Raw genomic sequence first — 24,652 nt, 5'->3', positions numbered from 1 at the left:
CGCGGTATTGCCGTCGCCGCTGTTGCACGCGGCGCAGCGCCGCGCCGAGCAGCTCGGCATCGGCGCCGACCAGGTGCTGATCCGCTGGGGCGCGATCGACGAGCGCGCCTATCTGCACCGACTGTCCGCGCATCTGGGGATCGCCGAAGAACCGTTCGCGCATCCGGCGCGCGCCGATACGCCGCTGCGCGATGATCAACTGCCACTGGCGGCGGCGTCGGGCTTGCTGCCGCTGCGCCGGAACGGCGAACTGCTCTGGACGGTGGCGCCGCGCCGTCTGGCGGCGCGCACCATCTGCCGTCTGACCGCAAGCTACCCTTCGACCATTGCCCGGCTGCGCGTCGCCAGCACGGCCTCGCTGCGGCAGTTCATGCTGCGTCATGGCGCGGCGCCGCTCGCCGACCTCGCGGTGTTCGGCCTGCAGCGCCGCTTTCCAAAACTGTCGGCGGCGCCGAGGCAAGGTCGCCACCCGGCGCTGGCGCTGCTGCAGCGCGCGCTCGGGGCGGCGCTGGTGATGTTGCTGCCGCTGTTGTTTGCCAATCCGGTCGGCAGCGCGCTGTCGCTGCTGCTGTTTCTCAGCTTTGTCGGCTTTCGTCTGGTGGCGGCGTTGGTGACGCCGCCGGCGCCGGCGCCGGCGCTGCAAGCGGCGCCGCGCGATTGGCCGATCTATACTGTGGTGGTCGCGCTGTACCGCGAGGCGAGTTCAGTCGCGCCGCTGCTACGCGCCATCGAGGCGCTCGATTATCCGCGCGAACAGCTCGACGTGATCCTGGTGGTCGAGCCCGATGATACTGAAACGCTAGCGGCGATCGCCAGGCTCGCGCCGCGCCCGCATCTGTTGACGCTGGTCGCGCCTGGGTCAGGACCGCGTACCAAACCGAAGGCGCTGAACTGCGCGCTGCCGTTTGTGCGCGGCACCTATGTCGCGGTGTTCGATGCCGAGGACCGTCCTGATCCTGGGCAGTTGCGCGCCGCGCTCGGTGCTTTTGCCGATGGCGGGCCGGCAGTGGCCTGCGTGCAGGCCAGCCTGTGCATCGACAATCTCAGCCATAGCTGGCTGTCGCGGCTGTTTACGGCCGAATATGCCGGCCAGTTCGACGCGGTGCTGCCCGGCATGAGCCGCTTTGCGCTGCCTTTGCCGCTCGGCGGCTCCTCCAATCACTTCCGCACGGCGGTGCTGCGCGAGGTCGGTGGCTGGGACCCGTTCAACGTCACCGAGGATGCCGATCTCGGCTTTCGTCTCGCCCGCTTCGGCTATCGCGCGATCAGCTTCGACTCGGTGACCTATGAAGAAGCGCCGCTCCGGTTCGGCGCCTGGTTGCGGCAGCGCTCGCGCTGGATGAAAGGCTGGATGCAGACCTGGGGCGTGCATATGCGCGATCCGCGGACGCTGTGGCGCGAGGCGGGCTGGCGCGGCATGCTGACACTCAATTTCGTGGTCGGCGGCGCGATCCTCACCGCGCTGTTGCATCCGCTGCTGCTCACTGATTTCGGCTATGCGCTCGTGCGGCTGTATCACGGCGAAACGCTGGCCAGTGTGATCGGGCCGATGACCCTGGTCTATGCCCTGACCATTGCCGCGAGCTATGGCGGCAGCGCCGCGGTGGCGCTGATCGGCCTGTCGCGGCGCGGCCGCGCCTGGCAGGGCTGGTGGCTGCTGCTGATGCCTGGTTACTGGCTATGCCTGTCGATCGCGGCGTGGCGCGCGCTCGGCCAGTTCGTGCTGATGCCGCATCATTGGGAGAAGACCGAGCATGGTCTCGCGCGGCGCGAGGCCGTGGTGACAGCCGGCAAGGGTGCGTCATCAGCCAAGCTGATGGCGGTGCGCGCGCTCACAGATAGCGCTTGAGATCAGCCGCGGCCACGTCCGGTTTGCGCTTGATATCGAACGGCGCCACGAAGCGGCCGTTGCGGTCCATCAGATAGACCAGCGCGGTGTGGTCCATGGTGTAGTCGCCGTCTTTGAGCGGCACCTTGCGGGCATAGACCCGGTAACTGGTCATCATGGCGGCGATCGCGGCCGGATCGCCGCTCAGCCCTTTGATGCGCTCATCGAAGCTCGACAGATATTCTTTCAGCGTCGCCGCGGTGTCGCGTTCCGGATCGACCGACACGAAATAGACGTTGATGCGGTCGCCATCAGGTCCCATGGCGCGCAACAGCTCGGTCATCTCGAACAGCGCAGTCGGGCAAATGTCCGGACAATGCGTGAAGCCGAAGAAAATCAGGGTCGGCTTGCCTTTGAGATTCTGATCGCTGACGCGCTGGCCGTTCTGATCGCTGAGCTGGAACGGACCGCCGATCGTCGCCGACGGCGTGACATTGCGCAGTCCGCCGAGCGCAAACAGCGCAAACAGGCCAATCGCCAGACTGATGGCAAAAGCCGCGAAGATGATGAGAGGGCGTCTGTTGTCGGCGGCCATGGCGCGATCCTCCCGCCTCATGTCACGCACACAATCGTATCACGAAAGTTCGGACACGGCTTGCTTCTCCAGATAGGCGGCGAACTGGCGACCGGCAAGCGCTGCACGCGCCGATCGGGGCGGCTCAGCGCGAGGTGCTGGCCCGTGCGTCGAGATAGCACGGCTTGTACATGTTCATCAGCTGCTTGCCGCGCAGGAAGATCATGCGCGGCGTCAGCCCGCCGCGCTGGGCGATCCAGCGCTGAACCTGCGAGGGATACATCGAATACAGCATATCGGTGGCTTCGCGGTTGGTGACCGCGCGGCCATTGACGCCGAGGTCCCACGCGGCATGGAAGCCGAGATTGGCGCGCGGCGTCACGCAGATTTTGTCGTGCGGAACGGCGCCGAGCACGATGGTGCAGGCCGACGCGCACAGCCCGTCGATCATCACCGTTTCGCCGGATTGCCGCAGCCCCTGATATTTATCGACATAGGTGCCGATCCGTCCGCCGCGGTCTTCGGTGATCCGCACCAGCGCCTGGCTCGTCTCGATGCCTGCCAAAACCAGCACGGCCGCCAGCAATCCGGTCGCGAACTTCATGATCTGCCTCAGTCCAACCCCGTCGGCTCGCGCTTGAGCAGCGCCAGCCGTGATCCCGAACCTCGGGAAAGGTCATTCGAAACCAGGTGCCTTGTCCAGATCACCACGAACGTTCGGGTGCCAAATAAACCGAGTGTTGCACGCAAGATGCACCCTTGATGCGCGCCTTTGGGGATGTTTCCCAAACTGAAACAACCAGCGGCGGGCACTGCGCGGGGCGGGCGCGGCGATCATGCAGCGCAACATCGGCGAAGGCGGTGCGTGCGCGGCGCGGAAAATCGCCGGTTGAGCCGGTTCGACTATAGTCGGGCGCGTCGCAGGCCGAGATCGAGACCGCTTGCCGCGCCCCACTATTTGACGCCGGCAAGCCATTGACAGGGGCAACGCGCGGTGCGACGTGCCGCGGGTCACGGCCTGCATTTGTCTGATGTCAAGGCACCTCTGCCGAAATCGGCGTCGGATGACCGCAGGCACGGCCCCCTTGCTGTCCCTGGCCGTCTTCCAACCTCAAACGATTGTCATCCGGAGTTTTCCGTGCGTCCTGCCGTCATCGCCGCGACTGGCCTTTTTACCCCGCCCGAGAGCATCAGCAACGACGAACTGGTCGAGTGCTTCAACACCTATGTCGAGCGCTTCAATGCGGAGAACGAGGCGGCGATCGCCGAGGGCAAGATTGCGGCGCTGCTGCCGTCGTCGTCGGCCTTCATCGAAAAGGCCTCGGGCATCAAGTCGCGCTATGTGATGCAGAAGTCCGGCATTCTCGATCCGGAAGTGATGCGGCCGGTCATTCCGGAGCGCTCCAACGAAGAATTGTCGCTGCTGGCGGAAATTGCGGTCAAGGCGGCCGAACAGGCGCTGGAGCGCTGGGGCAAGCCGCGCGAACGGATCGGCGCGGTGTTGTGCGCCGCCTCGAACATGCAGCGCTCCTATCCGGCGATGGCGATCGAAGTGCAGGCGGCGCTCGGGCTGCCGGGCTTTGCGTTCGACATGAACGTGGCCTGCTCGTCGGCGACCTTCGGCCTCAAGACCGCGGTGGACTACATCGCCACCGGCACGGCCGACGCGGTGCTGATGGTCAATCCGGAAATCTGCTCGGGCCACCTCAATTTCCGCGATCGCGACAGCCACTTCATCTTCGGCGATGTCGCGACCGCGGTGATCGTGGAACGCGCCGACCAGGCGGAAGGCGGCTGGGATGTGCTTGGCACACGGCTGCGCACGCAGTTCTCCAACAACATCCGCAACAATGCCGGCTTCCTGAATCGCGCCTGGCCGGAAGGCCGCGATCTGCCGGACAAATTGTTCGTGCAGCAGGGCCGCAAGGTGTTCAAGGAAGTGGTGCCGCTGGTGTCGGAGATGATCAACGATCATGCCGCCGAGATCGGCATTGAACTGCCGACGCTCAAGCGCATGTGGCTGCATCAGGCCAACATCAACATGAACGAGATCATCGGCCGCCGCGTGCTCGGCCGCGATCCGACCCCTGAGGAAAACGTCATCATCCTCGATGACTATGCCAACACCTCGTCGGCCGGCTCGATCATCGCGTTCCACAAGCGCTGCGACGATCTCGTCGCGGGCGACCTCGGGCTGATCTGCAGCTTCGGCGCTGGTTACTCGGCCGGCACGGTGTTTGTGCGCAAGCGCTAACGGCACCAGCCTAGCGTTTTCGAGCGACGTTGCTGCTGGCTCGAACCACTCCGCTTATCATGGCCGGGCTTCGTCCCGGCCATCTGCGTCTTTGACTCTGAGCAGGGTGGCTGAGCCATCACGATCGGCCCTTGTTCGATGGCAAGGGTCTTCGATGGCAAGGGTCTTCGATGGCGGAGGTTAGCCCGGTTTGCGGCGGTGCAATCCGGTCGCAAGGCTGACCGCGACCGCAGCTTGCCACACCGGGTAGAGGAAAGAGAAGAACTCAAATCCGACCGCGAAATCGACCGCCAGCAGGCCGCCCGCCAGCGTGCCGATCAGCGGGGTGACGATCCAGGCGAGGCGCTCCACCGGCACGCCCGGCAGCGGCAGCAGGCCCAGCACCAGCAGCAGCGAGCCGGTGCCGCCGCCGGCCAAGCCGGCCAGCGCGTTGCGGATGTTGCGGCCGCTGTCGAAGGTCAAAGCATCGACCAGGATCGCGACATTCACCGCGGCGACGAATGCCAGCATCGTGACCAGCGCGGCGAGCGTCGCGGTCCACCAGCGCCGCCCGGTGCGCCACACCAGCCATTGCACCAACAGCGCGAATGGCAGCGCCATCAGCGCCACGCCGACGCCGCCGGGCGGCAGGTCGACGCGGTCGAGCAGCGGTTGCAGCCAGGGCGTGATCAGCCCGGTCGCCAGCCCGGCGCACATCACCTTGAACAGGTCGAACAGCCGCCGCAGCGTGGCGTGATATCCAGTTTCAGTCGGGTCCACTCGGGCCACTCCGCAGTCTTGCGGCTGCCCTCAAATCATCGATGCCGCTTCGGATCAACGCCACCTTTGATCAGGATCGGCGATCAAACCAATGCGCAGGCTATCGCGACAACATAACGCAGCCCGTTGACGGTCACCCCTTACCCTGGGGGCTTCCCCAGGTCGGCACCGGAACCTTGGGGAACCTATATCGTCATCGGGGGTTGAAGCTCGAAGACGACGGAGAGCCATGATGCCCAGCGACCACACCACCAAAAGCGGAATTGCGCTTGCGCTTGCGCTGGCGGTCGGCGTGACGTCGATCGGTCCGGCGCCGGCCTTTGCGGGAGTGGCCCCGGCCGCGCCCAAGGCGCCGGTTGCCACTGTTGCCACCGATCAGTCGGTCACCGACCTCAGCGCCGCCCGCAAGAAGCGCCGTTATGTCCGGCATCGCGGCGATGGCGGAGCGGCGGCCGCGGCGGCGTTTGTCGGCATCGTCGGCGCGATCGGCGCCATGGCGGCCGCGCAGCAGCGGCGCGACTATTATTATGAGCGGCGCTATTATGGCGGCCCCGGCTACTATTACGGCGGCCCGCCGCCGGCCTATGGCTACCGGCCGGGCTGGGGCTATTACGGCTATTGACGCGGTTTCCGGCGCGCCGGACGGGCAGAACGCCGCTCGATCTCGCGGCGTCCGCTCTATTCGTTAACGCGCTGGCGATCTGTCTGGACTAGTGTGCCGACATGTCCGATTCGCTTGAACGGCTCTATCAGGCGGTACTGGCCGCCCGGGACCTGGACCCGTCGAGTTCTCGGACCGCGCGGCTGTTTCAGCGCGGCCCGGCGAAAATGGCCAAGAAGCTGGCCGAAGAGGCGATCGAGGTGGCGATCGACGCGGTCGGCGGTGACCGCGATGCGGTGATCAGCGAAAGCGCCGATCTGCTCTACAATCTGGCGGTGCTGTGGGCCGCGGCCGATGTCAGCCCGGACGACGTCTGGGCCGAGATGGACCGCCGCGAAGCGCTTCTTGGCATCGCTGAAAAGCTGCCCAAGGAGCGGGCCAAGGACCGGCTCAAGGCGCGGCTCGAGCGGCCCGTTGTCGCGGCCGAAGCCGCCGAGCCGGCCCCAAAGCCGGCGCAAGTGGTCGCTTTGCAGCCGCTTTTGTCGGTGCGCAAGAGCGGCTGATTGTCAGGAGTTGGTTCGCAAAGCATGGACAAAACCGCCTAAGGGTGGTTGATCGCGCCCATGCTGAGACGAATCTACGACTGGTGTATCGACGCCGCCCACAAGCGTTACGCGACCTGGATCATGGGCAGCGTGTCCTTTGCGGAAAGCTCCTTCTTTCCCGTCCCCCCGGACGTGATGCTGATCCCGATGTCGCTGGCGCGGCCGGAGCGGGCGTGGTTCTACGCCGTGCTCTGTACGCTGACCTCGGTGGCCGGCGGTATCGCCGGCTATGCGATCGGTGCGCTGCTCTATGACTCGGTCGGCCAATGGCTGATCCAGCTCTATGGCTATGGCGACAAGGTCGAGGCGTTCCGGGCCGGCTATGCCCAATACGGCGCGCTGATCATCCTGCTCAAGGGGCTGACGCCGATCCCCTACAAGCTGGTGACCATCACCTCGGGCTTTGCCGGCTACGATATCTGGCTGTTCATCCTGTTCTCGCTGATTGCGCGCGGTGGCCGGTTCTTCATCGTGGCGATCCTGCTCAACCGCTACGGCACCGCGATCCGCGCGGCGATCGAGCGGCGGCTCGGGTTCTGGGTGGCGGTCGGCACCGCGCTGTTGGTGCTGGGCTTTGTGATTGCGCTGCGCGCTTTCTAAAACCTGAGGCGGTAAGGCGTTCGCCCCGCGCATGGCGCCGTTGCGTGATGTCGCAGCGCCGGCGCTTTTGCTTTTCGCTGCGCCGCACCGGGATTACGGTGCGGCCGATGTCTGATTCTCCTGGTTTGTGGATGATCGCGGGGCCGGCGCGTGTCGCCGTCGCCGCGATGGCGCTTGTGATGTCTCCGGCGATGATGTCGGCCGTTATGGCTCAGCGGGCCGCAACGCCGCCGCCGGCGAGCGCTGCCCCAAGCGCGCCACCCGGCGCGCCCGCCGTCCCAAGCGCGCCGCCCGTTGCGCCCGCCGCCGCTCCGGCCGCGGATGACAAGCCCGGCCTGATCGATGAGATCGGCAAGATCTGGGACAAATCCACTTCGATGCTGCCGAGCCTGACGCCGTCGCCCGCAGCGCCCGACCCCGCGGCCGCCGCCAAGCCGGCAGAACCCGCTCCTCCGGCGATGGCCCCCGTCCCGGCTCCGTCCGGCCGTGCCGCTGTACCGGCGCCGGCTCCCGCTCCCGCTGGCCGCGTCACCGCTCCAGCGCCCGCGGCGCCTGCTCCGGTCCCCCCGCCGGTCGCCGCACCTGCCGTCCCGGCTGTCCCCCCGCCGGCAGCCCCGCCTGCCGACAGCAGCATGGTGCCCTCGATGGTGTCGGGCCGCGTGCAATGCCCGACCGCCAGCGATGGCGCGGCCGATTGCAAGGCTGGCGCCGATCAGCTGTGCCGCAGCAAGGGCTTTCGCGAAGGCAAGAGCCTGACCACCGATTCCGCCGAAGCCTGTTCGGCGAAAGCGTTGATCCCTGGCCGGCAGCGCGAGCCAAGCGATTGTCACACCAATTATTTCGTGACGCGGGCTATCTGCCGTTAGCAGACGTTTTCGTGCGCAGCTACGCGCAGCGCGCGCTTGCACAGCGCCGGCGCTCTTGCTTTGCTGGCTGTCGCGGCCGTCCGGCCGCGCGCCAAGCACACAAGAACACGCCGGAGGAATGCCTGAATGTCGATGCCTGCCTTGTTTAAGGGCCGTCTGTCGCTGCCTGTGATCGGTTCTCCGCTGTTCATCGTCTCGGGCCCCGATCTGGTGATCGCGCAGTGCAAGGCGGGAATCGTCGGCTCGTTTCCGGCGTTGAATGCGCGCCCGGCCGCGCTGCTCGACGAGTGGCTGCATCGCATCAGGGAAGAACTCGCCGCCCATGACCGCGCGCATCCGGAGCGGCCGTCAGCGCCGTTCGCGGTCAATCAGATCGTGCACAAATCCAACAACCGGCTCGAACAGGATCTGGCGCTCTGCGAAAAGCATAAGGTGCCGATGATCATCACCTCGCTCGGCGCGCGCGAGGATTTGAACCAGGCCGCCCATGGCTGGGGCGGCATCGTGTTTCACGACGTGATCAATCAGAAGTTCGCGCATAAGGCGGTCGAGAAGGGCGCCGACGGCCTGATCCTGGTGTCGGCCGGCGCCGGCGGCCATGCCGGCACGCAGTCGCCGTTCGCGTTCGTGGCCGAGACCCGCGCCTGGTTCGACGGACCGATCGCGCTGTCAGGGGCGATCGCCAATGGCCGGGCGATCCGCGCGGCGCGCGTGCTCGGCGCCGACTTCGCCTATATCGGCTCGGCGTTCATCGCCACCGACGAAGCCAATGCCGTGCAGCGCTACAAGGAGATGATCACCACCTGTAGCGCCGACGACATCGTCTATTCCAACCTGTTCACCGGCGTGCACGGCAATTACCTCAAGCCGTCGATCGCCGCGGCCGGGCTTGATCCCGACAATCTGCCCAGCTCCGATCCCTCCAAGATGAGCTTTGGCACCGACGACAGCGGCGAACGCGCCAAGCCGAAAGCCTGGAAGGAAATCTGGGGCAGCGGCCAGGGCATCGGCTCGGTCTCCAGCATCGTGCCGGTGGCCGAGCTCGTCGCGCGGCTGAAGCGCGAATATGATGCTGCCATCGATCCGGCGCTGTGAGGTCGGCGATGGAGGCGATCTATCGGATTGACGGAAATCACATCACCACCAGCCCGTATGCGGCTGGTCCCTGGGATCTCACCATGCAGCACGGCTCGCCGCCGTCGGCGCTGGTGGCGTTTATCGCCGAGTCGATTCCGACCGCGCAGCCGATGCAGATCGTTCGCCTCACCATCGATCTGATGCGGCCGGTGCCGGTGGCGCCGCTCACATTCGAGACCGAGGTGATCCGCGATGGCCGCAAGATTCAGCTCTGCGCGGTGCGGCTGCTCGCTGAAGGCGTGGTGGTGGTCAGCGCCACCGTGCTGAAAATGCGGATCGGCGCGCAGACACTGCCTGATGAAATCGAGCATCCGCCGATCGACGTGCCGCCGCCGGAGCAAGGCCAGCCGCTGCGCGCCATGGGCGACAACAATCCGTTCGTGTCCTGCGTTTCGATCCGCGAGGTTCATGGCGGTTTCCTGTCGCTCGGCCCGGGCGCGATCTGGTACCGGATGGACCGGCCGATCGTCGAAGGCCATGCGATCTCGCCGGTGATGCGCGCCGCGGTGGCGGCCGATTTCAGCAACGCCACCTCGGCGGTGCTGGATTTCAAGGAATGGACCTTCATCAACGCCGATCTCAGCATCAATCTGGCGCGGCCGCCGATCGGCGAGTGGGTGCTGCTGAACTCGGAAATGTGGATTAGTCCCGATGGCGCCGGCATCGCGTCCTCCAAGCTCGGTGACCTGCATGGTTATTTCGGGCGCGCGGTGCAGAGCCTGGTGATCGAGAAACGCTAACCGCCGGCTCGGCGGTTAGTTATTCGTTAACCACATACTTAGTTGTTTCTTAACCAAGCGGATTCACCATAACGCATGGCTGATCGCGACTGCCGTGCATCATCGCGCTGCTGCGCTACCAGCCAAAGCGAAAGCTGGATGCCGCCATGCTCGTTGAAAAAACCCCCGCGACTCTCTGTGAGATCCGAACCCGGGTGTACCATGCGTTGCAGCGTCACCCGCTCTGCCGGCAGGTGAAGTTCGACGTCATGCAGACGCCGCGCTCCCGGCGCGGTGTGAACTGGACCGTCAATATCCGCGCGGTTGAAGCACGCGCCCTGTGGGAAGCGTCGGAAATCGTCGCCGATATTCAGGACGCTTACGACCTCGCCGCCGCCTGACGCCTGTCGCAAGCTGAGCGACCGATGGCCGTTTTCGCGCCTTGATGATGTGGTGCGATCGGCTTGCTACGCGCCGCCTCCGCCAGGCTGCAGGCCTGAGCGGAGCTGCTCGCTGCTCGAAAACCTTGTTTTTCCGGGCTTTTCCATGCGGTGCCGGGGCGCGCGCGACCTGTTAACAGGCCGTAACTAGCAAGTCCGAGTTGTAACCAGTTCTTAACGATCTCGCCGGGCGCCGCCGCGGAACTTATGGTTAAGCCATATTTAATCTGCAATTATGTTCAAGATGGCCGGCGATCCGTACCGCGGAAGGGAGACCAGCGTGACACGAACCATTGCCCTGCTGGCGCTGGGTTGCACGCTCATCGCCAGCGCAGCCGCGCTGAGCATCGTGACTCGCAATGATGGTGTCGCCGAATTGGCCGGCACCGAGTCCGCCAATCACCGCCCGGTCGCCAATCGCACCGCCAAGACCGACCGGCTGGCGGTGATGACGGTGTCGACCAACGCCGCCGAATCCGCGGCCGCGCTCGCCGCCGCGCCGGAAGAAGTGCCGCTGCGCCAGGCCTTTGCCGCCGATACCCCGCTGGTACTGCCCAAGCCGGTCGAAGCTGCTGCGGCGATGGTGCCGGTGCCGGAAGCCAAACCAGACGCCAAGCCCGATGCCAAGCTCGAGGCTAAGCCGAAAGCGGCCAGCAAGCCGCCGGTGCAGAAGACCTATGCGCTGCTCAGCGATTCACAGATCGCCGCCATCAAGAGCCGGCTCAATCTGTCGTCGTCGCAAGCCTATTATTGGCCGTCGGTCGAGCAGGCGCTGCGTGCCGTCGCGCGCAAGATGCACGCCACCCAGCAGGCCAATCCCAAGGGCGCCGCACCGGCCATCGATCCTGATAGCGAGGAAGTGCAACAGCTTAAGTCGGCGGCGATGCCGCTGCTTTTCCAGTTGCGCGAGGATCAGAAGCAGGAAGTGCGCTCGCTGGCCCGCATCATCGGCTTGCATCAGGTCGCCGCGGCAATCTGATCAATTCTGCACATCCAGCGGTGCATCCGATTGTGTACGCTGGGCCGGCCGATTGTCTTAACAACTGTTAATAAAAAGTTTCTCATCCGCAGTCGATTTCCCGAAACCAAATTGTACCGGGCGCGACTAATACGGGGTGCCGAAATCGTCAGCGCCGCGTGTTCAAGGATGAGGGTTGATGTCTGGCACTGCCGAGTCTGCGTTCCTACCGAGGTCCGCTTTTCAAAAAGACCTGCTGTACACTCTCGGCGGCGGTGATCCGCGTATCACCATCGCCGTGCTGGATGGGCCGGTGGATCGCACCCACGAGTGTTTTCGCGGCGCGCGGCTGACGCCGATCGATGATTTCGCTCCCGATGAATTTGTGACAGCGCGCACGTGCAACGATCGCACCATGGCGCAGGGCTCCCATACCGCCAGCGTGATTTTCGGACAGCCATGCAGCGCCGTGGAAGGGCAGGCGCCGCTATGCCGTGGCCTGCTGGTGCCGATCTTCGCCGATGGCGCGGTCTGCACGCCGCAGCGGCTGGCGCGGGCGATCGTGGTGGCGGTCGATCATGGCGCGCAGGTCATTCATGTCGGCGGCGGCGCGTTTGTCACCATGGCCGACCATGACGGCCAGCTCGCCAAAGCGCTGGCGCTGTGCCTGCGCCGCAAGGTGCTGATCATCGCGGCGGCGGGTCGCAGAGGCAGTGCCGAATTGCTGCGCGCCGCGCTGGCGGCGCCGGTGTTGGCGGTCAAGGCGGTCGAGCAATTGCCGTCGCCGGGCTGCGATGGCGCGCTGGCGATCGGCGGCGGGTGCGGTATCGCGATGCCGGGTAGCCGGATTTTCGGCGCGGCCTTGGAAGGCCGGGTGGCGCGCCGCAGCGGGGCCTGTAGTGCCGCGGCATTGGCCAGCAGCCTCGCCGGGCTGTTGCTCAGCCGGCAATTGGTCACGCAGGATCGCGCCGATCCGCTCGCGGTGCGCCACTGGCTGCTCGATGCCGCCTGCGCCAACAAAGCGCGCGGCGGCTATGCGGTGCTGGACAGCCAGCGCGATATCGAGCGGCTGGCCGCCCATGCCGGCCTGGCCTATCCGGTGACGCGGTCGTTCGGCCCGGCGTGAGGCCGCGCTCATCGAGCTAAGCGCGACATCCCCGGTGTCATCATGCCGTCGGGCTGTGGCTGGGGTCGCGAGACCTGTCGCCGCGTCCCGGCGCCAGCGCCACGCCCTTGACCTGGGCGATCACCTGCTGGCCGGTGGCAAGCTGTAAATGATCCCATGAGCGCCGGGTGACGCGCGCCAGCAAGCGCGCGCCGCCCGTGCCGTCGCCGAGCGCCAGCACCACCACCATCTCGCTGGCGTTGAGCGGCGTCGCCGACACGATCTTAGTCGGCAGCGCGTTCAGGATGGTGGATTGCTGCGGCAGTTGGCGCGCCAGGCTGACGTCGCCGGCGGCAATGCGCACCCTGCGGCGCTCACCGGCCGCGACCGGCGGCGCCGGCACCAGCAGTTCAGCGCCTTCGAGTTGCAACGTCACCAACCCGTAGTTGCTGTCATAGCGCTGCACGATCGCGTCGAAATTGACGGCGGCCTCACGCGAGGCGGCGAGCGGCAGCGTCGGGTCGCTCTGCACCTGGGTCAGCGGCCCCGAGGCGATCACCTCGCCGGCGCGCATCAGCACCAGATGGTCGGCCAGCCGCTCGATTTCGGTGATGTCATGGCTGACATAGATCACCGGCAGCGATAGCCGCTCATGCAGCCGTTCCAGAAATGGCAGGATGTCATCCTTGGTGAGCCGGTCGAGCGCCGATAGCGGCTCGTCCATCAGCAGCAGCTTGGGTTGCGACAGCAGCGCGCGGCCGATCGCGACCCGCTGCCGTTCGCCGCCGGACAAATGGCGCGGCGAACGATCGAGCAGCGGCACGAGGCCAAGCAACTCCAGCACCTCGTCAAAGCCGATGCTCTGGCCGTTGCTCTGCTCGGCGGGGTGGCGCGGCGCGCCGTACAAGAGATTGCCCTTCACCGACAGATGCTGAAACAGGCTGGCTTCCTGAAACACATAGCCGATCGGGCGCTGATGCGCCTTGCGAAACAGGCTTTCGTCCTGCCAGGTGTCGCCCGCGATCGAAAAGCGGCTGCCGGGCAGTTGCTGCAGCCCGGCGATACAGCGCAGCACCGTGGACTTGCCGCAGCCGGACGGGCCGAACAGCCCGGTGATGCCGGTCGCCGGCACGGTGAATGCGGCGTCGAGCCGGAAGCGGCCCAACTGGCCGCGAAACTGCGCGTTGATCGAGTTGGCGAGGTCTCTCATCCTTTGATCCGCGCGGTGCGTTTTTCCAGCATCATCATGGTCAGGATCACCACAAAGGCGAAGGCGGCCATGCCCGCGGCCAGGATATTGGCCTCACGCCATTGCGAGGTCTCGACATAATCGTAGATCGCCACCGACAGCACCTTGGTGGTGCCGGGAATGTTGCCGCCGATCATCAGCACGATGCCGAATTCGCCGACGGTGTGCGCAAAGCCGAGCACCGCGCCGGACAAAAAGCCCGGGCGCGCCAGCGGCACCGCCACCGTCCAAAACGCTTTCAGCGGCGAGGCGCGCAGCGTGGCGGCGACTTCGAGCGGCCGGTCGCCGACCGCGGCAAAGGCATTGCGGATCGGCTGCACCACGAATGGCATCGAATACACCACCGAGCCGATCACCAGGCCCTCGAAGGTGAAGGCCAGCGTGCGGCCGCCCCACAGACCGGCGAGCGCGCCGCCGGGGCCATCCGGTCCGAACAGCACCAGCAGATAGAAGCCGAGCACGGTCGGCGGCAGCACCAGCGGCAGCGCCACCACCGCGGCAATGCCTTCCTTCCACCAGGCTTTGGAGCGCGCCAGCCACCACGCGATCGGCGTGCCGACGATCAAAAGGATCAAGGTGGTCATCGCCGCCAGCTCGACCGTGAGCCGAACCGGCTGCCAAATATCGGGGGGAAGGCCGCTCATTGCTGGAACATGAGTTGGAAATGACGGGTGGTCCTAACCTCTCCCCGCATGCGGGGAGAGGTCGATCGCCGGAGCGAAGCGAGGGCGGTCGGGAGAGGGGGCGTGTTCGCGCGGTCGGGCGGCTCAGCCTGGGGGAGGCGCCCCCTCACCCCACCCCTCTCCCCGCACGCGGGGAGAGGGAGCTTTTTCCGCTCCGTTGGTGCCATTCTCGAAACGCCCGGTCTCATGCAGCGAGGCTCAGCTCGCCTTGGCGGGCGGGACCTCGTAGCCGAACTTTTCGATGATGGCGCGCGACTCCGGTCCCTTCAGGAATTCAAAGAACGCCTTGGCGGCTTCGTCGTTTTCACCCTTCTTGAGCAGCACCGCGTCCTGGGTGATCGGCGAATACAGGTTTTGCGGCACCATCCAGCGCGAACCGTCCTTGTCGTTGATCACCTGCGACAGCGCCACAAAGCCGATCTCGGCATTGCCGGTCTGCACGAACTGGAATGCCTGCGAGATGTTGGCGCCTTCCACGAATTTCGGCTTCAGCTCGTCATAGAGCTTCAGGGTCTGCATCGCCTCGACCGCGGCGGCACCATAAGGCGCGGCGACCGGGTTGCAGATCGACAGCTTGGCGAATTTGCCGTGCTTGAGGGTCTGTTCGCCCTTCACCAGGCCAGGCTCCTTGCTCCACAGCACCAGCTTGCCGACCGCATAGGTGAAGCGGCTGTCCTTCACCGCCAGACCGTCTTCGACCAGCTTCTTCGGGCGGGCGGAGTCCGCCGACAGGAACACCTGGAACGGCGCGTCCTGGCTGATCTGGGTGAAGAACTGGCCGCTCGAGCCGAATGACAGCACCGCCTCATGGCCGGTCTTGGCCTTGAACGCCGCGGCGATCTCCTTGGCGGGCTCGGTGAAATTCGCGGCAACCGCGATATTGGCGCTGTCGGCCAAAGCCTGGGAGCTGGTGACGCAGGCAACGGCGACGCCGATCAGCGCCAGCTTGATGGGCATGATGAACTTCAAGGGTCTCTCCTGTTGGTCAGCTTGGTGGTGGGAAGAAACGGAAGGGCGAGCGGCGGCCGGCCGCTGCGAGGCCGGGTGCCGAACTGCAATGAGCGCGTGGGGAACGGCGTCATCGGCCGCCTCAATCGATCGCGATCAGCACATGGGCGGCGTCGAACACCGCACAGGCCGGGCTGCCAGGGTTGAGCCGCATGTCGGCGGCGCTGGCGGCGGTGATCGATGCCGCCAACGTCTTGTCGGCGCCGACGTCGAGCACGATCTCGGCGTGGACGCCGGACACCTCGCAGCGCCGCACCGTGCCCTGCACGCAATTGCGCGCCGAGGTTTTGGGCGGCTCGCGGCCGGGGGCGATCATCACGAACGGCGCCTTGATCAGCACCACCACCTCGCGGCCGACGCACAGCCCGAGATTGTCGGCGCTCTCGCTGGTCACCAGCGCGTAGATCGTGGTGTCCTCGGCCACCGCGACCGCGACTTCGGCATTGAGCGTATCGGCGGTGATCGCGGTGATGGTGCCGCGCAAAGCGTTGCGAGCGCTGGTTTTCATAAAATATCCCGAGACCAGATTGCTGGGGGTGATGCCGCTGCCGGCGAGCTCCGGCTCGAGCGCGCGGATCACCCGTGCCATTTCCGCTTCCAGCCGGTTGAAGGCTTCGATCACCCGCAGTCCGGTCGGGGTCAGGTGGGCGCCTCCGCCCGATTTGCCGCCGGTGCGCCGCTCCAGCAGCGGCTGCCCGAACAGATTGGTCATCGCGTCGAGCGCGTCCCAGGCGGCCTTGTAGGTCAGTCCGGCGGCCCGGGCGCCGGCGGCAATGCTGCCCTCGCGCGCGACCGCCTGCAAAAGCCGGATTCGATCGCGGCCGACCGCCGCGACATTCTTAGTCTTTAGGGTAATGCTGGCTTCGATCGACAAACCCCAGCTCCCGACTCCCGTGATATAGTTTGTCTATATAACGAGGCGGGGCGGGCTGCAATCGGGTGCCTGCGCTGCATTAGAGCCGCGTTAAGATCATGAAAGATATATGAAAACAGCGGCCCATGTCCGTGCCAACCCTGACGCGAATCTGTTGCAATGCGACAATTCGATGCCGCAATGCGAAATTGCCGCAATCACGCAACTTTGTTGCGCTAAACTGCTGCGGGATTCTCATTTGATGCGCGTCAAATCGACGGTATAGGGGCCGTGCTACGGACCCGCACGGCCCGGAGCAGGCGGCCGCAACGTCGCACGACATAAACAGGCTGGCTCGCGCAAAGACAGTCAATTCTGAAACTTGAGTTCGGTTAGCCGGATCGCTCGCAGAAGTGGTCGCGGCAGGGGAAGCGCTTTTCGTTCGCCAGCGGCGGCGGATGCGACCCGCAGCATTGCAGAGATGGACGCATGACAATGAACGCAAAATATCCTGGCATTCCCTCCGTCATTCACGGCAACGGTGCCGTCGCCCAAGTGATGGGGCATGTCTGCGGTGGCGTCATCGGCTACCCGATCACCCCCTCGACGGAAATTTCCGAAATTTATGAAGCGTTCCGTTCGTCCGGCGGCTGCAACGTCTGGGGCAAGCATCCGTTCTTCTTCGAGCCGGAAGGTGAGCATTCGGCCCAGTCCGGCGCGCTCGGTGCGGCGCTGACGGGTGGCAAGTTCGTTTCCAACGCCTCGTCGAGCCAGGGCATTCTGTACGGCCTGGAATCGCATTACGTCACCGTTGGCAAGAAGGTCGGCGGCTTTGTGCTGCAGGTCGCCGCGCGCGTGGTGTCCAAGCACTCGCTGAACGTGATGGCCGGCCATGACGACGTCTATGCGCTGCTGCCGTCCGGCTACACCATTCTGTTCGGCTCCAATCCGCAGGAAGCCGCTGACCTCGCCGCGATCTCCTACAAGGTCAGCGCGATGTCGCTGATCCCGGTCGCCAATGCGATGGACGGCTTCGCCACCTCGCACATGCTCAGCGAAGCCTTGATGCCGGAGCCCGAGCTGCTGCGCGAATTCCTCGGCGACCCGGCCGGCCGCATCAAGTGCCCGACCGTGGCGCAGGAAATGCTGTACGGCGCCAAGGGCCGCGTGTTCCAGCTCAAGCAGTATCTCGCCCGCCACAAGGCCGACTTCATCGCCTCCGACCTGGAAAAGCTGATCGCTTATCTGGACGGCCGCGCTGACACCGTCGAGACCGATTCCGAAGGCAAGCTGATCGCCGGCTCGCTGGAATACGTGCCGGAAGAACTGCATGCGCAGTGGAAGCGCCAGTGGATCAACGCGCCCGAGAAGGGCACCCGCCAGCTGGTGCCGGCGCTGGTTGACGTCGACAATCCGGGCCTGACCGGCGGCGTGCAGAACCAGCCGGACTTCCAGGCCGGCGCGGTCGATCACCGCACTCACTTCGTCAGCGCGGTGCCGAACTTCGTCAAGGAAGCGATGCGCGAATACGCAGCGCTGACCGGCCGTGAATATCAGCCGGTGATGAGCTTCATGGCCGACGACGCCGAGCACGTGGTGGTTGGTCTCGGCTCGGTCACCGACGACGCCGAGGCGGTCGCTGCCTATCTGCGCGGCCAGGGCAAGAAGGTCGGCGTGATCTCGATCAAGATGCTGCAGCCGTTCCCCGAGGCCGAACTGGTCGCGGCGCTGGCCGGCAAGAAGTCGGTCACCGTGCTGGAGCGTTCGGAAGTCACCGCGCTCACCACGCTCGTCACCCAGGCGCTGTGCAAGGCGCGTGAGAACGGCGACGTCGGCGTCCGCCACGCTGGCATCCCGGCGATCGACAAGCTGCCGAAGATCACCACCGCGATCTTCGGTCTCGGCGCGCACGACCTGCAGCCGCGCGACATGATCGCCTGCTTCGAGAACATGGAGAAGGAAAAGAGCGCGCCGTTCGTCTATCTCGGCACGCAGTTCTTCTCGAAGAATCCGTCGCCGCGCATGGCGGCGCTGCAGGATCGCCTGAAGGCGGCCTATCCGGAAACCCAGCTGATGGCGCTGGAAACCGGCCCGAACCCGCAGCTGCTGCCGCCCTCGGCGTTCCGCATCCGCTTCCACTCGATCGGCGGCTACGGCACCATCGCCTCGGGCAAGCTGCTCACCGACATTCTGGCCGGCGTGCTCGACATGCGCTCGAAGTCCGCGCCGAAGTATGGCTCGGAAAAGAGCGGCGCGCCGACCAACTACTACATCACCCTGTCGCCGGAGCCGGTGAAGATCACCAACGCCGATCTGGAAGACGTCGAGATCGTGATCTCGCCGGACCACAAGGTGTTCGTGCATGCCAACCCGCTGCGCGGCCTGGTCGCCGGCGGCACCTTCATCCTGCAGTCGAACCTGTCGCCGCTCGAAGTGTGGCGTGACCTGCCGGCCAAGGCGCGGCAGACCATCCGCGACAAGAAGATCAAGTTCTATGTGATCGACGCCTTCGCGGTGGCCAAGCGCCACGCCCCGACCGCCGAACTCGAAACCCGCATGATGGGTATCGCCTTCATCGGCGCGGTGTGCGGCCATGTCGACCGCGTGGTGGCCGACGCTTCGCGCGACGCGATGCTCACCAAGATCCGTCAGCAGATCTCCAAGAAGTTCGGCTCGAAGGGTGGCGACATCGTCGAAGGCAACATGGCGGTGATCCGCGAGGGTTCGGAAGCGACCCAGCAGGTCAATTACGACGCGCCGGAATTCGCCGAAGCCGAAGTCCAGGCCGCGCCGAAGGCCAAGCGCGACGTGTCGATCTCGGCCTCGATGTGCCGCGTCGCCGGTCCGGCCCAGGCCTCCGGCATCTTCGATCCGCAGTACTATGACGACGTGCTCGCCGGCCCGTTCCGCGACGGCACCATTGCCGACGCCCCGGTGCTGCCCGGCATCGGCATGTTCATGCCCGCCGGTTCGGCGGCCATGAAGGACAAGGGTCTGTTCCGCCGCAACGTTCCGGAGTTCAACCCGGATCAGTGCACCGGCTGTCTGGAATGCGCGCTGGTCTGCCCGGATGCCGCGATCCCGAACGGCGTGCACGACATCCATGAGCTGCTGGCCTCGGCCATCAAGCAGCTCGACATCGCCCCGGCGCAGCGCGACGCGCTGAGCGCTCACGTCCACGCGCTGAGCGAGGCGGTGCGCGAGATGTATCGCGCCGGCAAGGACGACAAGCCGTTCCACGAGATCGTGGCGCAGGCGGCCGAGGCGATCGACACCGACAACGCCACCTTGAAGCGTAACTTCGGCAAGCTCGCCGCGGCGCTCTCGGTGTTCCCGGTGGCCCGCACCCGTCCGTATTTCGACGCGGCCGAGAAGAACCAGCCGGGCTCCGGCGGTCTGTATTCGGTGAACGTCGATCCGTGGAAGTGCACCGGCTGTCTGGAATGCGTTGACGTCTGCGGCCCCGGCGCGCTGGTGGAACGTGAGCAGGACGAGGCGCTGCTGGACAAGCTGCAGGGTAGCTTCGAGTTCTTCAGCCGCACCGCCAACACCCCGGCCCGGTTCGTCGATGGCGCCACCAAGCCCGACGGCGAAACCAAGCGTCTGATCCTCGATCGCGCCAACTACTACGCGACCACGGGCGGCCACGGTGCCTGCCGCGGCTGCGGCGAAGTCACCGCGATCCGTCTGGTCACCGCGACCAACCACGCGCTGCACGACAAGCGCCGCAAGGACCACGTGCGCGAGCTGGAAAGCCTGATCGAGAAGCTCTCGGCCAAGCGTGACAGCGTCACCGACGCGGCCCGCCGCGAGCGCATCGAGCGCACCATGAAGACGCTGGAAAAGCGGCTCTACCTGTTCGAGAGCGGCCCGACCGGCAACGGCCCGTCCGGCATGGTGATCGCCAACGCCACCGGCTGTTCGAGCGTGTACGCCTCGACCTTCCCCTTCAACCCCTACACCGACCCGTGGGTGAACAGCCTGTTCCAGGACACTCCGGCCGTTGCCAAGGGTATCTTTGAAGGTCTGATCGCGCAGGCGTCCGACGACTTCCGTGCGCTGCGTGTCGCCAAGCTCGAACTCGGCGATGCCTATGAGCCGAGCAAGCACGACGGCTACTTCCGTTACTTCGGCTGGAATCAGTTCTCGCCGGAAGAACGGGCGCTGGTGCCGACCGTGCTGTCGATGGGCGGCGACGGTGCGACCTACGACATCGGCTTCGGCGCGCTGTCGCGTCTGTTGTCGACCTCGACCCCGATCAAGGTGGTGGTGCTGAACACCGGTGCCTATTCCAACACCGGCGGTCAGACCTCGACCGCGAGCTTGACCGGTCAGGATAGCGACCTGTCGCGCTTCGGCATCGCCAACACCGGTAAGCAGGAATCCCGTAAGGAACTCGGCCTGATCGCCTCGTTCCACCCGAACGTCTTCGTGATCCAGACCTCGACTGCGCTGCAGGGTCACTTCATGAAGAACGTGCTGGAGTTCCTGACCTACACCGACTCCCCGGCGGTGCTCGACGTCTACACCCCCTGCCAGGCTGAGCACGGCATCGGCGATGCGGTCGCCAACCGTCAGGCCCGCAAGGCGGTGGAGAGCCGCATGAACCCGGTGTTCGTGCACGACCCGCGCAAGGGCTCGAAGCTGAACAACTGGTTCTCGCTCGACGGCAACCCGGAAGCCGATCAGGATTGGGCCACCCAGTCGATCGAATATGTCGATGACAACGGTGCTACCCAGCTCTTGAAGACCCCGGTGACCCCGGCCGACTTCGCCTACACCGAAGTCCGCTTCCGCAAGCAGTTCAAGCCGCTCAAGGCTGATGCCGATGGCGTGCCGGTGGCCGACTACGTGGCGCTCGATGCCGACGCCCGCGCTGGCAAGACGCCGTTCATCTACGCCACCGATGGCGACAAGAAGCTGATCAAGCTTTCGGTCGGCGCGGCGGTGATCAAGCTGGTCGAGGAGCGTCGCCGCTACTGGCGCACGCTGCAGTATCTCGGCGGCTACGACATCCGCGTGCTGGACGAGAGCCATCGCGCTGAGCTCGAGTCGCTGCAGCACCAGTATGAAGAGTCGGTGAAGGCCCGCGAAAGCTCGCTCGATCAGATCGCGCGTGGCATGAGCGAACTGGCGGCGTCCTCGAATGCTCCGGCGGCTGGCGGTTTCGCCGGTCTGATGGCTGGGCTCGCTCCGGCTCCGGCCGCGGCGGCTGCGACCAACGGTGCCAAGCCGGCGAACGGCAACGGCGCCTCCCCGGTGGACATTGCCGAGTCCGATCTCGACAAGTGCACCAACTGCAAGAGCTGCTATCAGGACGTCCCTGAAGTGTTCGAACTCACCAAGATCGTGGTCGGCGGCGCCAGCAAGGACGTCGCTCACGTGATCCCGGGCGTGTTCAACAAGATCAAGGTCACCCCTGAACTGTCGGCCAAGCTCAGCCGTGCGGCGGCCAACTGCGACGCGGAGATCATCCGATGAGCGGCGCCACCGGCATGACCACTGACGAACTGAAGCGCTACGAACAGGCTCGCACCGTGCTTGACACAGCACGGAGCGAACTGGAGGAACTGCAGAACAGCGAAGCTGTCAGCGTGTTCCAGAAGCAGCTCGCGCTGTTGCAGAAGCGCCTGGTCAATGACCCGGCGTCGCTGCGCAGCATGTTCATCGCCGACGGCTCCCAGGCTCTGGTCTGGGAGTTCCAGCAGCCCGAACTCGGCGCCGCGTTCACCGCGACGCTGTGGAATCTGCTGGCGCGCGGCGATGACATGAGCATCATCCTGCAGCGCTTCATCTGGGCGCTGCCGCTCAAGTTCAAGCGCAAGTTCATCAAGGCGATCGACGTGCATCTGCGCGATCGCTACCCGATGTTCGAAAATCTGTCGGAAGGCTGGCCGGGCGAAGCGTTCATTCCGCCCTACATTCGTCCGGCGGAAGAACGTTCGATCGACTTCGAACTCGTCAACCAGGGCTACCTTGGTTACCAGTCGCTCGGCTACAGCGTGCGTGAATGCGAGCTGTTCGTCTGGCTCGAAGTGATGCGCGACAAGCAGTGCGACGACAAGCCGTGCGAACTCGGCGTGCTGATCCACGGCAAGAGCGAGCCGAAGGGCGGCTGCCCGGTCAAGATCCACATCCCCGAGATGCTGGACCTGCTCGGCAACGGCAAGCACCGCGAAGCGCTCGAGCTGATCGAGAGCTGCAACCCGCTGCCGAACGTCACCGGCCGCGTGTGCCCGCAGGAACTGCAGTGCCAGGGCGTCTGCACCCACACCAAGCGTCCGATCGAAATCGGTCAGATCGAATGGTATCTGCCCGAGCATCAGAAGCTGGTCGAACCGAACGCCAATGATCGCTTCCTGGGCCGGATCTCGCCCTGGGCGGCGGCCACCAAGCCGCCGATCGCGGTGGTCGGCTCCGGTCCGTCCGGTCTGATCAACGCCTATCTGCTGGCGGTGGAAGGTTTTCCGGTCACGATCTTCGAGGCGTTCCACGATCTCGGCGGCGTGCTGCGTTACGGCATTCCGGAATTCCGTCTGCCCAACACGCTGATCGACGACGTGGTCGAGAAGATCACGCTGCTCGGCGGCCGCTTCGTGAAGAACTTCGTGGTCGGCAAGACCGCGACGCTGGAAGACCTCAAGGCTGAGGGTTTTTGGAAGATCTTCGTCGGTACCGGCGCGGGTCTGCCGACCTTCATGAACGTGCCCGGCGAGCATCTCTTGGGCGTGATGTCGGCCAACGAGTTCCTGACCCGCGTCAACCTGATGCGCGGCCTGGACGATCGCTACGAGACGCCGCTGCCCGAGACCAAGGGCAAGGAAGTGTTCGTGATCGGCGGCGGCAACACCGCGATGGACGCGGCCCGCACCGCCAAGCGGCTCGGCGCCAACGTCACCATCGTCTATCGCCGTACCCAGAGCGAAATGCCGGCGCGCGTCGAAGAACTGCATCACGCGCTCGAAGAAGGCATCAACCTCAAGGTGCTGCGCGCGCCGCGAGAGTTCATCGGCGACGACCACACCCACTTCGTCACCCACGCGCTCTTGGACGTCAACGAGCTCGGCGAACCGGACAAGTCCGGCCGTCGCAGCCCGAAGCCGACCGGCGAAATCGAGCGCGTGCCGGTGGACCTCGTGATCATGGCGCTGGGCAACACCGCCAACCCGATCATGAAGGACGCCGAGCCGGGCCTGAAGACCAACAAGTGGGGCACCATTGAGGTCGAGCAGGGTTCGCAGCGCACCTCGATCAAGGACGTCTACACCGGCGGCGACGCTGCCCGTGGCGGCTCCACCGCGATCCGCGCGGCCGGCGACGGCCAGGCGGCGGCGCGCGAGATCGTCGGCGAGATCCCGTTCACCCCGGCCGAGATCAAGGACCGCGTCGAACGTGCGGCGCGCTACACCGAGCTCGGCCAGGTGGCGCAGACCATCGTCAACAAGGTGCCGCTCGCTGGTGGCATCGTTGAGTTCACGGTGCGGGCGCCGATGGTGGCGCGTTCGGCCAAGGCCGGACAGTTCGTGCGCGTGCTGCCGTGGGAGAAGGGCGAACTGATCCCGCTGACGCTGGCCGATTGGGATGCCGAAAAGGGCACCATCGATCTGGTCGTGCAGGGCATGGGCACCTCGTCGCTGGAGATCAACCGGATGGCGATCGGCGACGCCTTCAGCGGCATCGCCGGCCCGCTCGGCCGCGCTTCGGAGCTGCATCACTACGGCAAGGATGAGACCGTGGTGTTCTGCGCCGGCGGCGTCGGTCTGCCGCCGGTCTATCCGATCCTGCGCGAGCACCTGAAGCTCGGCAACCACGTCACGCTGATCTCCGGCTTCCGGGCCAAGGAGTTCTTGTTCTGGACCGGCGAAGACGAACGCATGGGCCAGATCAAGAAGGAGTTCGGCGACCAGCTCGAGCTGATCTACACCACCAATGACGGCTCGTTCGGCGTGAAGGGCTTCGTCACCGGTCCGCTGGAGGAGATGCTGAAGGCCAATCAGCAGGGCAAGGGCCGCAAGATCGCGGAAGTGATCGCGATCGGTCCGCCGTTGATGATGCGGGCGGTGTCCGACCTCACCAAGCCGTATGGCGTGAAGACGGTGGCCAGCCTCAACTCGATCATGGTGGACGCGACCGGCATGTGCGGCGCCTGCATGGTGCCGGTGACCATCGACGGCAAGATGGTGCGCAAGCACGCTTGCATCGACGGCCCGGAAATCGACGCCCACATCATCGATTGGGACAAGTTCCTGCCGCGCTTCAACCAGTTCAAGACCCAGGAGCTGGAGAGCAAGAAAAAGCACGGCTTCGCCTGATCCAAGCTGGCGTGATGGCGCTGCCGTCACGCCGCTTGACCCGACCAAGATCAACCCGGTTCTGCCATGCAGAGCCGGGTTTTTCATTTGTCGCGGTGGCA

At 65.5% G+C, this 24,652-nt stretch carries 20 protein-coding genes; 13 read left to right on the top strand and 7 right to left on the bottom strand.

Features of this window, described 5'->3' with window-relative positions:
* The first annotated feature begins 370 nt into the window (after nucleotides 1-370).
* The gene (locus tag BJ122_RS04445) at nucleotides 371-1,849 is read left to right on the top strand and encodes a glycosyltransferase (RefSeq protein WP_245407607.1); all 1,479 of its coding nucleotides are present in this window, start codon (nucleotides 371-373) and stop codon (nucleotides 1,847-1,849) included.
* On the opposite strand, the gene BJ122_RS04440 is transcribed toward BJ122_RS04445, so the two are convergent.
* Together BJ122_RS04440 and BJ122_RS04435 are read right to left on the bottom strand one after the other, a co-directional pair.
* Complete coding sequence (locus BJ122_RS04440; RefSeq protein ID WP_110779932.1) at nucleotides 1,833-2,423, bottom strand: SCO family protein; 591 nt, start codon at nucleotides 2,421-2,423, stop codon at nucleotides 1,833-1,835. The genes BJ122_RS04445 and BJ122_RS04440 overlap by 17 nt on opposite strands.
* Before the next feature lie 124 nt (nucleotides 2,424-2,547).
* Nucleotides 2,548-3,006: a hypothetical protein gene (locus BJ122_RS04435; protein WP_110779931.1), complete on the bottom strand. Its 459-nt coding sequence runs from the start codon at nucleotides 3,004-3,006 to the stop codon at nucleotides 2,548-2,550.
* Between the two features lie 534 nt (nucleotides 3,007-3,540).
* Here BJ122_RS04435 and BJ122_RS04430 point away from each other — a divergent pair.
* A complete protein-coding gene (locus BJ122_RS04430; RefSeq protein WP_110779930.1) occupies nucleotides 3,541-4,656 on the top strand; it encodes a beta-ketoacyl-ACP synthase III in 1,116 nt (371 codons plus the stop codon).
* 180 nt (nucleotides 4,657-4,836) lie between these two features.
* Here the strand turns inward: BJ122_RS04430 and BJ122_RS04425 are convergent, their stop codons facing one another.
* Nucleotides 4,837-5,415 carry a hypothetical protein gene (locus BJ122_RS04425; protein WP_110779929.1) on the bottom strand — a complete coding sequence of 193 codons (579 nt, stop codon included), beginning with the start codon at nucleotides 5,413-5,415 and terminating at the stop codon, nucleotides 4,837-4,839.
* Between the two features lie 232 nt (nucleotides 5,416-5,647).
* Between BJ122_RS04425 and BJ122_RS04420 the strand changes: the two genes are divergently transcribed.
* The 9 genes from BJ122_RS04420 to BJ122_RS04380 all read left to right on the top strand — a co-directional run bounded on the left by BJ122_RS04420 (nucleotide 5,648) and on the right by BJ122_RS04380 (nucleotide 12,467).
* Nucleotides 5,648-6,037, top strand: coding sequence for a hypothetical protein (locus tag BJ122_RS04420; protein ID WP_110780004.1), 390 nt, complete (start codon nucleotides 5,648-5,650; stop codon nucleotides 6,035-6,037).
* Between the two features lie 101 nt (nucleotides 6,038-6,138).
* A complete protein-coding gene (hisE, locus tag BJ122_RS04415) occupies nucleotides 6,139-6,579 on the top strand; it encodes a phosphoribosyl-ATP diphosphatase (protein WP_110779928.1) in 441 nt (146 codons plus the stop codon).
* Between the two features lie 60 nt (nucleotides 6,580-6,639).
* Complete coding sequence (locus BJ122_RS04410) at nucleotides 6,640-7,221, top strand: YqaA family protein (protein ID WP_027278561.1); 582 nt, start codon at nucleotides 6,640-6,642, stop codon at nucleotides 7,219-7,221.
* Between the two features lie 632 nt (nucleotides 7,222-7,853).
* On the top strand, nucleotides 7,854-8,087 hold the full coding sequence (locus tag BJ122_RS19530; protein WP_245407606.1) for a hypothetical protein: 234 nt from the start codon (nucleotides 7,854-7,856) through the stop codon (nucleotides 8,085-8,087).
* Between the two features lie 126 nt (nucleotides 8,088-8,213).
* On the top strand, nucleotides 8,214-9,182 hold the full coding sequence (locus tag BJ122_RS04400) for an NAD(P)H-dependent flavin oxidoreductase (RefSeq protein WP_110779926.1): 969 nt from the start codon (nucleotides 8,214-8,216) through the stop codon (nucleotides 9,180-9,182).
* An 8-nt stretch (nucleotides 9,183-9,190) separates the two neighbouring features.
* Complete coding sequence (locus BJ122_RS04395) at nucleotides 9,191-9,964, top strand: thioesterase family protein (protein ID WP_110779925.1); 774 nt, start codon at nucleotides 9,191-9,193, stop codon at nucleotides 9,962-9,964.
* A 146-nt stretch (nucleotides 9,965-10,110) separates the two neighbouring features.
* Nucleotides 10,111-10,344 carry a hypothetical protein gene (locus tag BJ122_RS04390; RefSeq protein WP_110779924.1) on the top strand — a complete coding sequence of 78 codons (234 nt, stop codon included), beginning with the start codon at nucleotides 10,111-10,113 and terminating at the stop codon, nucleotides 10,342-10,344.
* Nucleotides 10,345-10,663: 319 nt separating this feature from the next.
* On the top strand, nucleotides 10,664-11,362 hold the full coding sequence (locus tag BJ122_RS04385) for a hypothetical protein (protein ID WP_110780003.1): 699 nt from the start codon (nucleotides 10,664-10,666) through the stop codon (nucleotides 11,360-11,362).
* 178 nt (nucleotides 11,363-11,540) lie between these two features.
* The gene (locus tag BJ122_RS04380) at nucleotides 11,541-12,467 is read left to right on the top strand and encodes a S8 family serine peptidase (protein WP_110779923.1); all 927 of its coding nucleotides are present in this window, start codon (nucleotides 11,541-11,543) and stop codon (nucleotides 12,465-12,467) included.
* Nucleotides 12,468-12,507: 40 nt separating this feature from the next.
* On the opposite strand, the gene modC is transcribed toward BJ122_RS04380, so the two are convergent.
* The 4 genes from modC to BJ122_RS04360 form a co-directional block, all read right to left on the bottom strand.
* Nucleotides 12,508-13,656: a molybdenum ABC transporter ATP-binding protein gene (modC, locus tag BJ122_RS04375; protein WP_110779922.1), complete on the bottom strand. Its 1,149-nt coding sequence runs from the start codon at nucleotides 13,654-13,656 to the stop codon at nucleotides 12,508-12,510.
* On the bottom strand, nucleotides 13,653-14,339 hold the full coding sequence (gene modB / locus BJ122_RS04370) for a molybdate ABC transporter permease subunit (RefSeq protein ID WP_110779921.1): 687 nt from the start codon (nucleotides 14,337-14,339) through the stop codon (nucleotides 13,653-13,655). Before modB ends, modC begins: the two co-directional genes overlap by 4 nt.
* Nucleotides 14,340-14,576: 237 nt before the next feature.
* Nucleotides 14,577-15,335: a molybdate ABC transporter substrate-binding protein gene (gene modA / locus BJ122_RS04365; protein ID WP_430694757.1), complete on the bottom strand. Its 759-nt coding sequence runs from the start codon at nucleotides 15,333-15,335 to the stop codon at nucleotides 14,577-14,579.
* Between the two features lie 133 nt (nucleotides 15,336-15,468).
* Nucleotides 15,469-16,260 carry a TOBE domain-containing protein gene (locus BJ122_RS04360; protein ID WP_110779919.1) on the bottom strand — a complete coding sequence of 264 codons (792 nt, stop codon included), beginning with the start codon at nucleotides 16,258-16,260 and terminating at the stop codon, nucleotides 15,469-15,471.
* Between the two features lie 474 nt (nucleotides 16,261-16,734).
* On the opposite strand from BJ122_RS04360, the gene BJ122_RS04355 reads away from it, so the two are divergent.
* Nucleotides 16,735-21,720 carry a 2-oxoacid:acceptor oxidoreductase family protein gene (locus BJ122_RS04355; protein WP_110779918.1) on the top strand — a complete coding sequence of 1,662 codons (4,986 nt, stop codon included), beginning with the start codon at nucleotides 16,735-16,737 and terminating at the stop codon, nucleotides 21,718-21,720.
* On the top strand, nucleotides 21,717-24,551 hold the full coding sequence (locus tag BJ122_RS04350; protein ID WP_110779917.1) for a sulfide/dihydroorotate dehydrogenase-like FAD/NAD-binding protein: 2,835 nt from the start codon (nucleotides 21,717-21,719) through the stop codon (nucleotides 24,549-24,551). The genes BJ122_RS04355 and BJ122_RS04350 overlap by 4 nt, the downstream gene beginning before the upstream one ends.
* Nucleotides 24,552-24,652: the final 101 nt, after the last annotated feature.

Source organism: Rhodopseudomonas faecalis (genome assembly GCF_003217325.1).
Lineage (GTDB): Bacteria > Pseudomonadota > Alphaproteobacteria > Rhizobiales > Xanthobacteraceae > Rhodopseudomonas > Rhodopseudomonas faecalis.
The sequence above is the reverse complement of the archived record's forward strand: the minus strand, read 5'-3'. Positions and strand labels throughout refer to the sequence as shown.

Coding starts and splice junctions, on each gene's coding strand:
- BJ122_RS04445 (WP_245407607.1), top strand. CDS start 371: ATGCTGCGTCATGGCGCGGCGCCGCTCGCCGACCTCGCGGTGTTCGGC.
- BJ122_RS04440 (WP_110779932.1), bottom strand. CDS start 2,423: ATGGCCGCCGACAACAGACGCCCTCTCATCATCTTCGCGGCTTTTGCC.
- BJ122_RS04435 (WP_110779931.1), bottom strand. CDS start 3,006: ATGAAGTTCGCGACCGGATTGCTGGCGGCCGTGCTGGTTTTGGCAGGC.
- BJ122_RS04420 (WP_110780004.1), top strand. CDS start 5,648: ATGCCCAGCGACCACACCACCAAAAGCGGAATTGCGCTTGCGCTTGCG.
- hisE (WP_110779928.1), top strand. CDS start 6,139: ATGTCCGATTCGCTTGAACGGCTCTATCAGGCGGTACTGGCCGCCCGG.
- BJ122_RS04410 (WP_027278561.1), top strand. CDS start 6,640: ATGCTGAGACGAATCTACGACTGGTGTATCGACGCCGCCCACAAGCGT.
- BJ122_RS19530 (WP_245407606.1), top strand. CDS start 7,854: ATGGTGCCCTCGATGGTGTCGGGCCGCGTGCAATGCCCGACCGCCAGC.
- BJ122_RS04400 (WP_110779926.1), top strand. CDS start 8,214: ATGTCGATGCCTGCCTTGTTTAAGGGCCGTCTGTCGCTGCCTGTGATC.
- BJ122_RS04395 (WP_110779925.1), top strand. CDS start 9,191: ATGGAGGCGATCTATCGGATTGACGGAAATCACATCACCACCAGCCCG.
- BJ122_RS04390 (WP_110779924.1), top strand. CDS start 10,111: ATGCTCGTTGAAAAAACCCCCGCGACTCTCTGTGAGATCCGAACCCGG.
- BJ122_RS04380 (WP_110779923.1), top strand. CDS start 11,541: ATGTCTGGCACTGCCGAGTCTGCGTTCCTACCGAGGTCCGCTTTTCAA.
- modC (WP_110779922.1), bottom strand. CDS start 13,656: ATGAGAGACCTCGCCAACTCGATCAACGCGCAGTTTCGCGGCCAGTTG.
- modB (WP_110779921.1), bottom strand. CDS start 14,339: ATGAGCGGCCTTCCCCCCGATATTTGGCAGCCGGTTCGGCTCACGGTC.
- modA (WP_430694757.1), bottom strand. CDS start 15,335: ATGCCCATCAAGCTGGCGCTGATCGGCGTCGCCGTTGCCTGCGTCACC.
- BJ122_RS04355 (WP_110779918.1), top strand. CDS start 16,735: ATGAACGCAAAATATCCTGGCATTCCCTCCGTCATTCACGGCAACGGT.
- BJ122_RS04350 (WP_110779917.1), top strand. CDS start 21,717: ATGAGCGGCGCCACCGGCATGACCACTGACGAACTGAAGCGCTACGAA.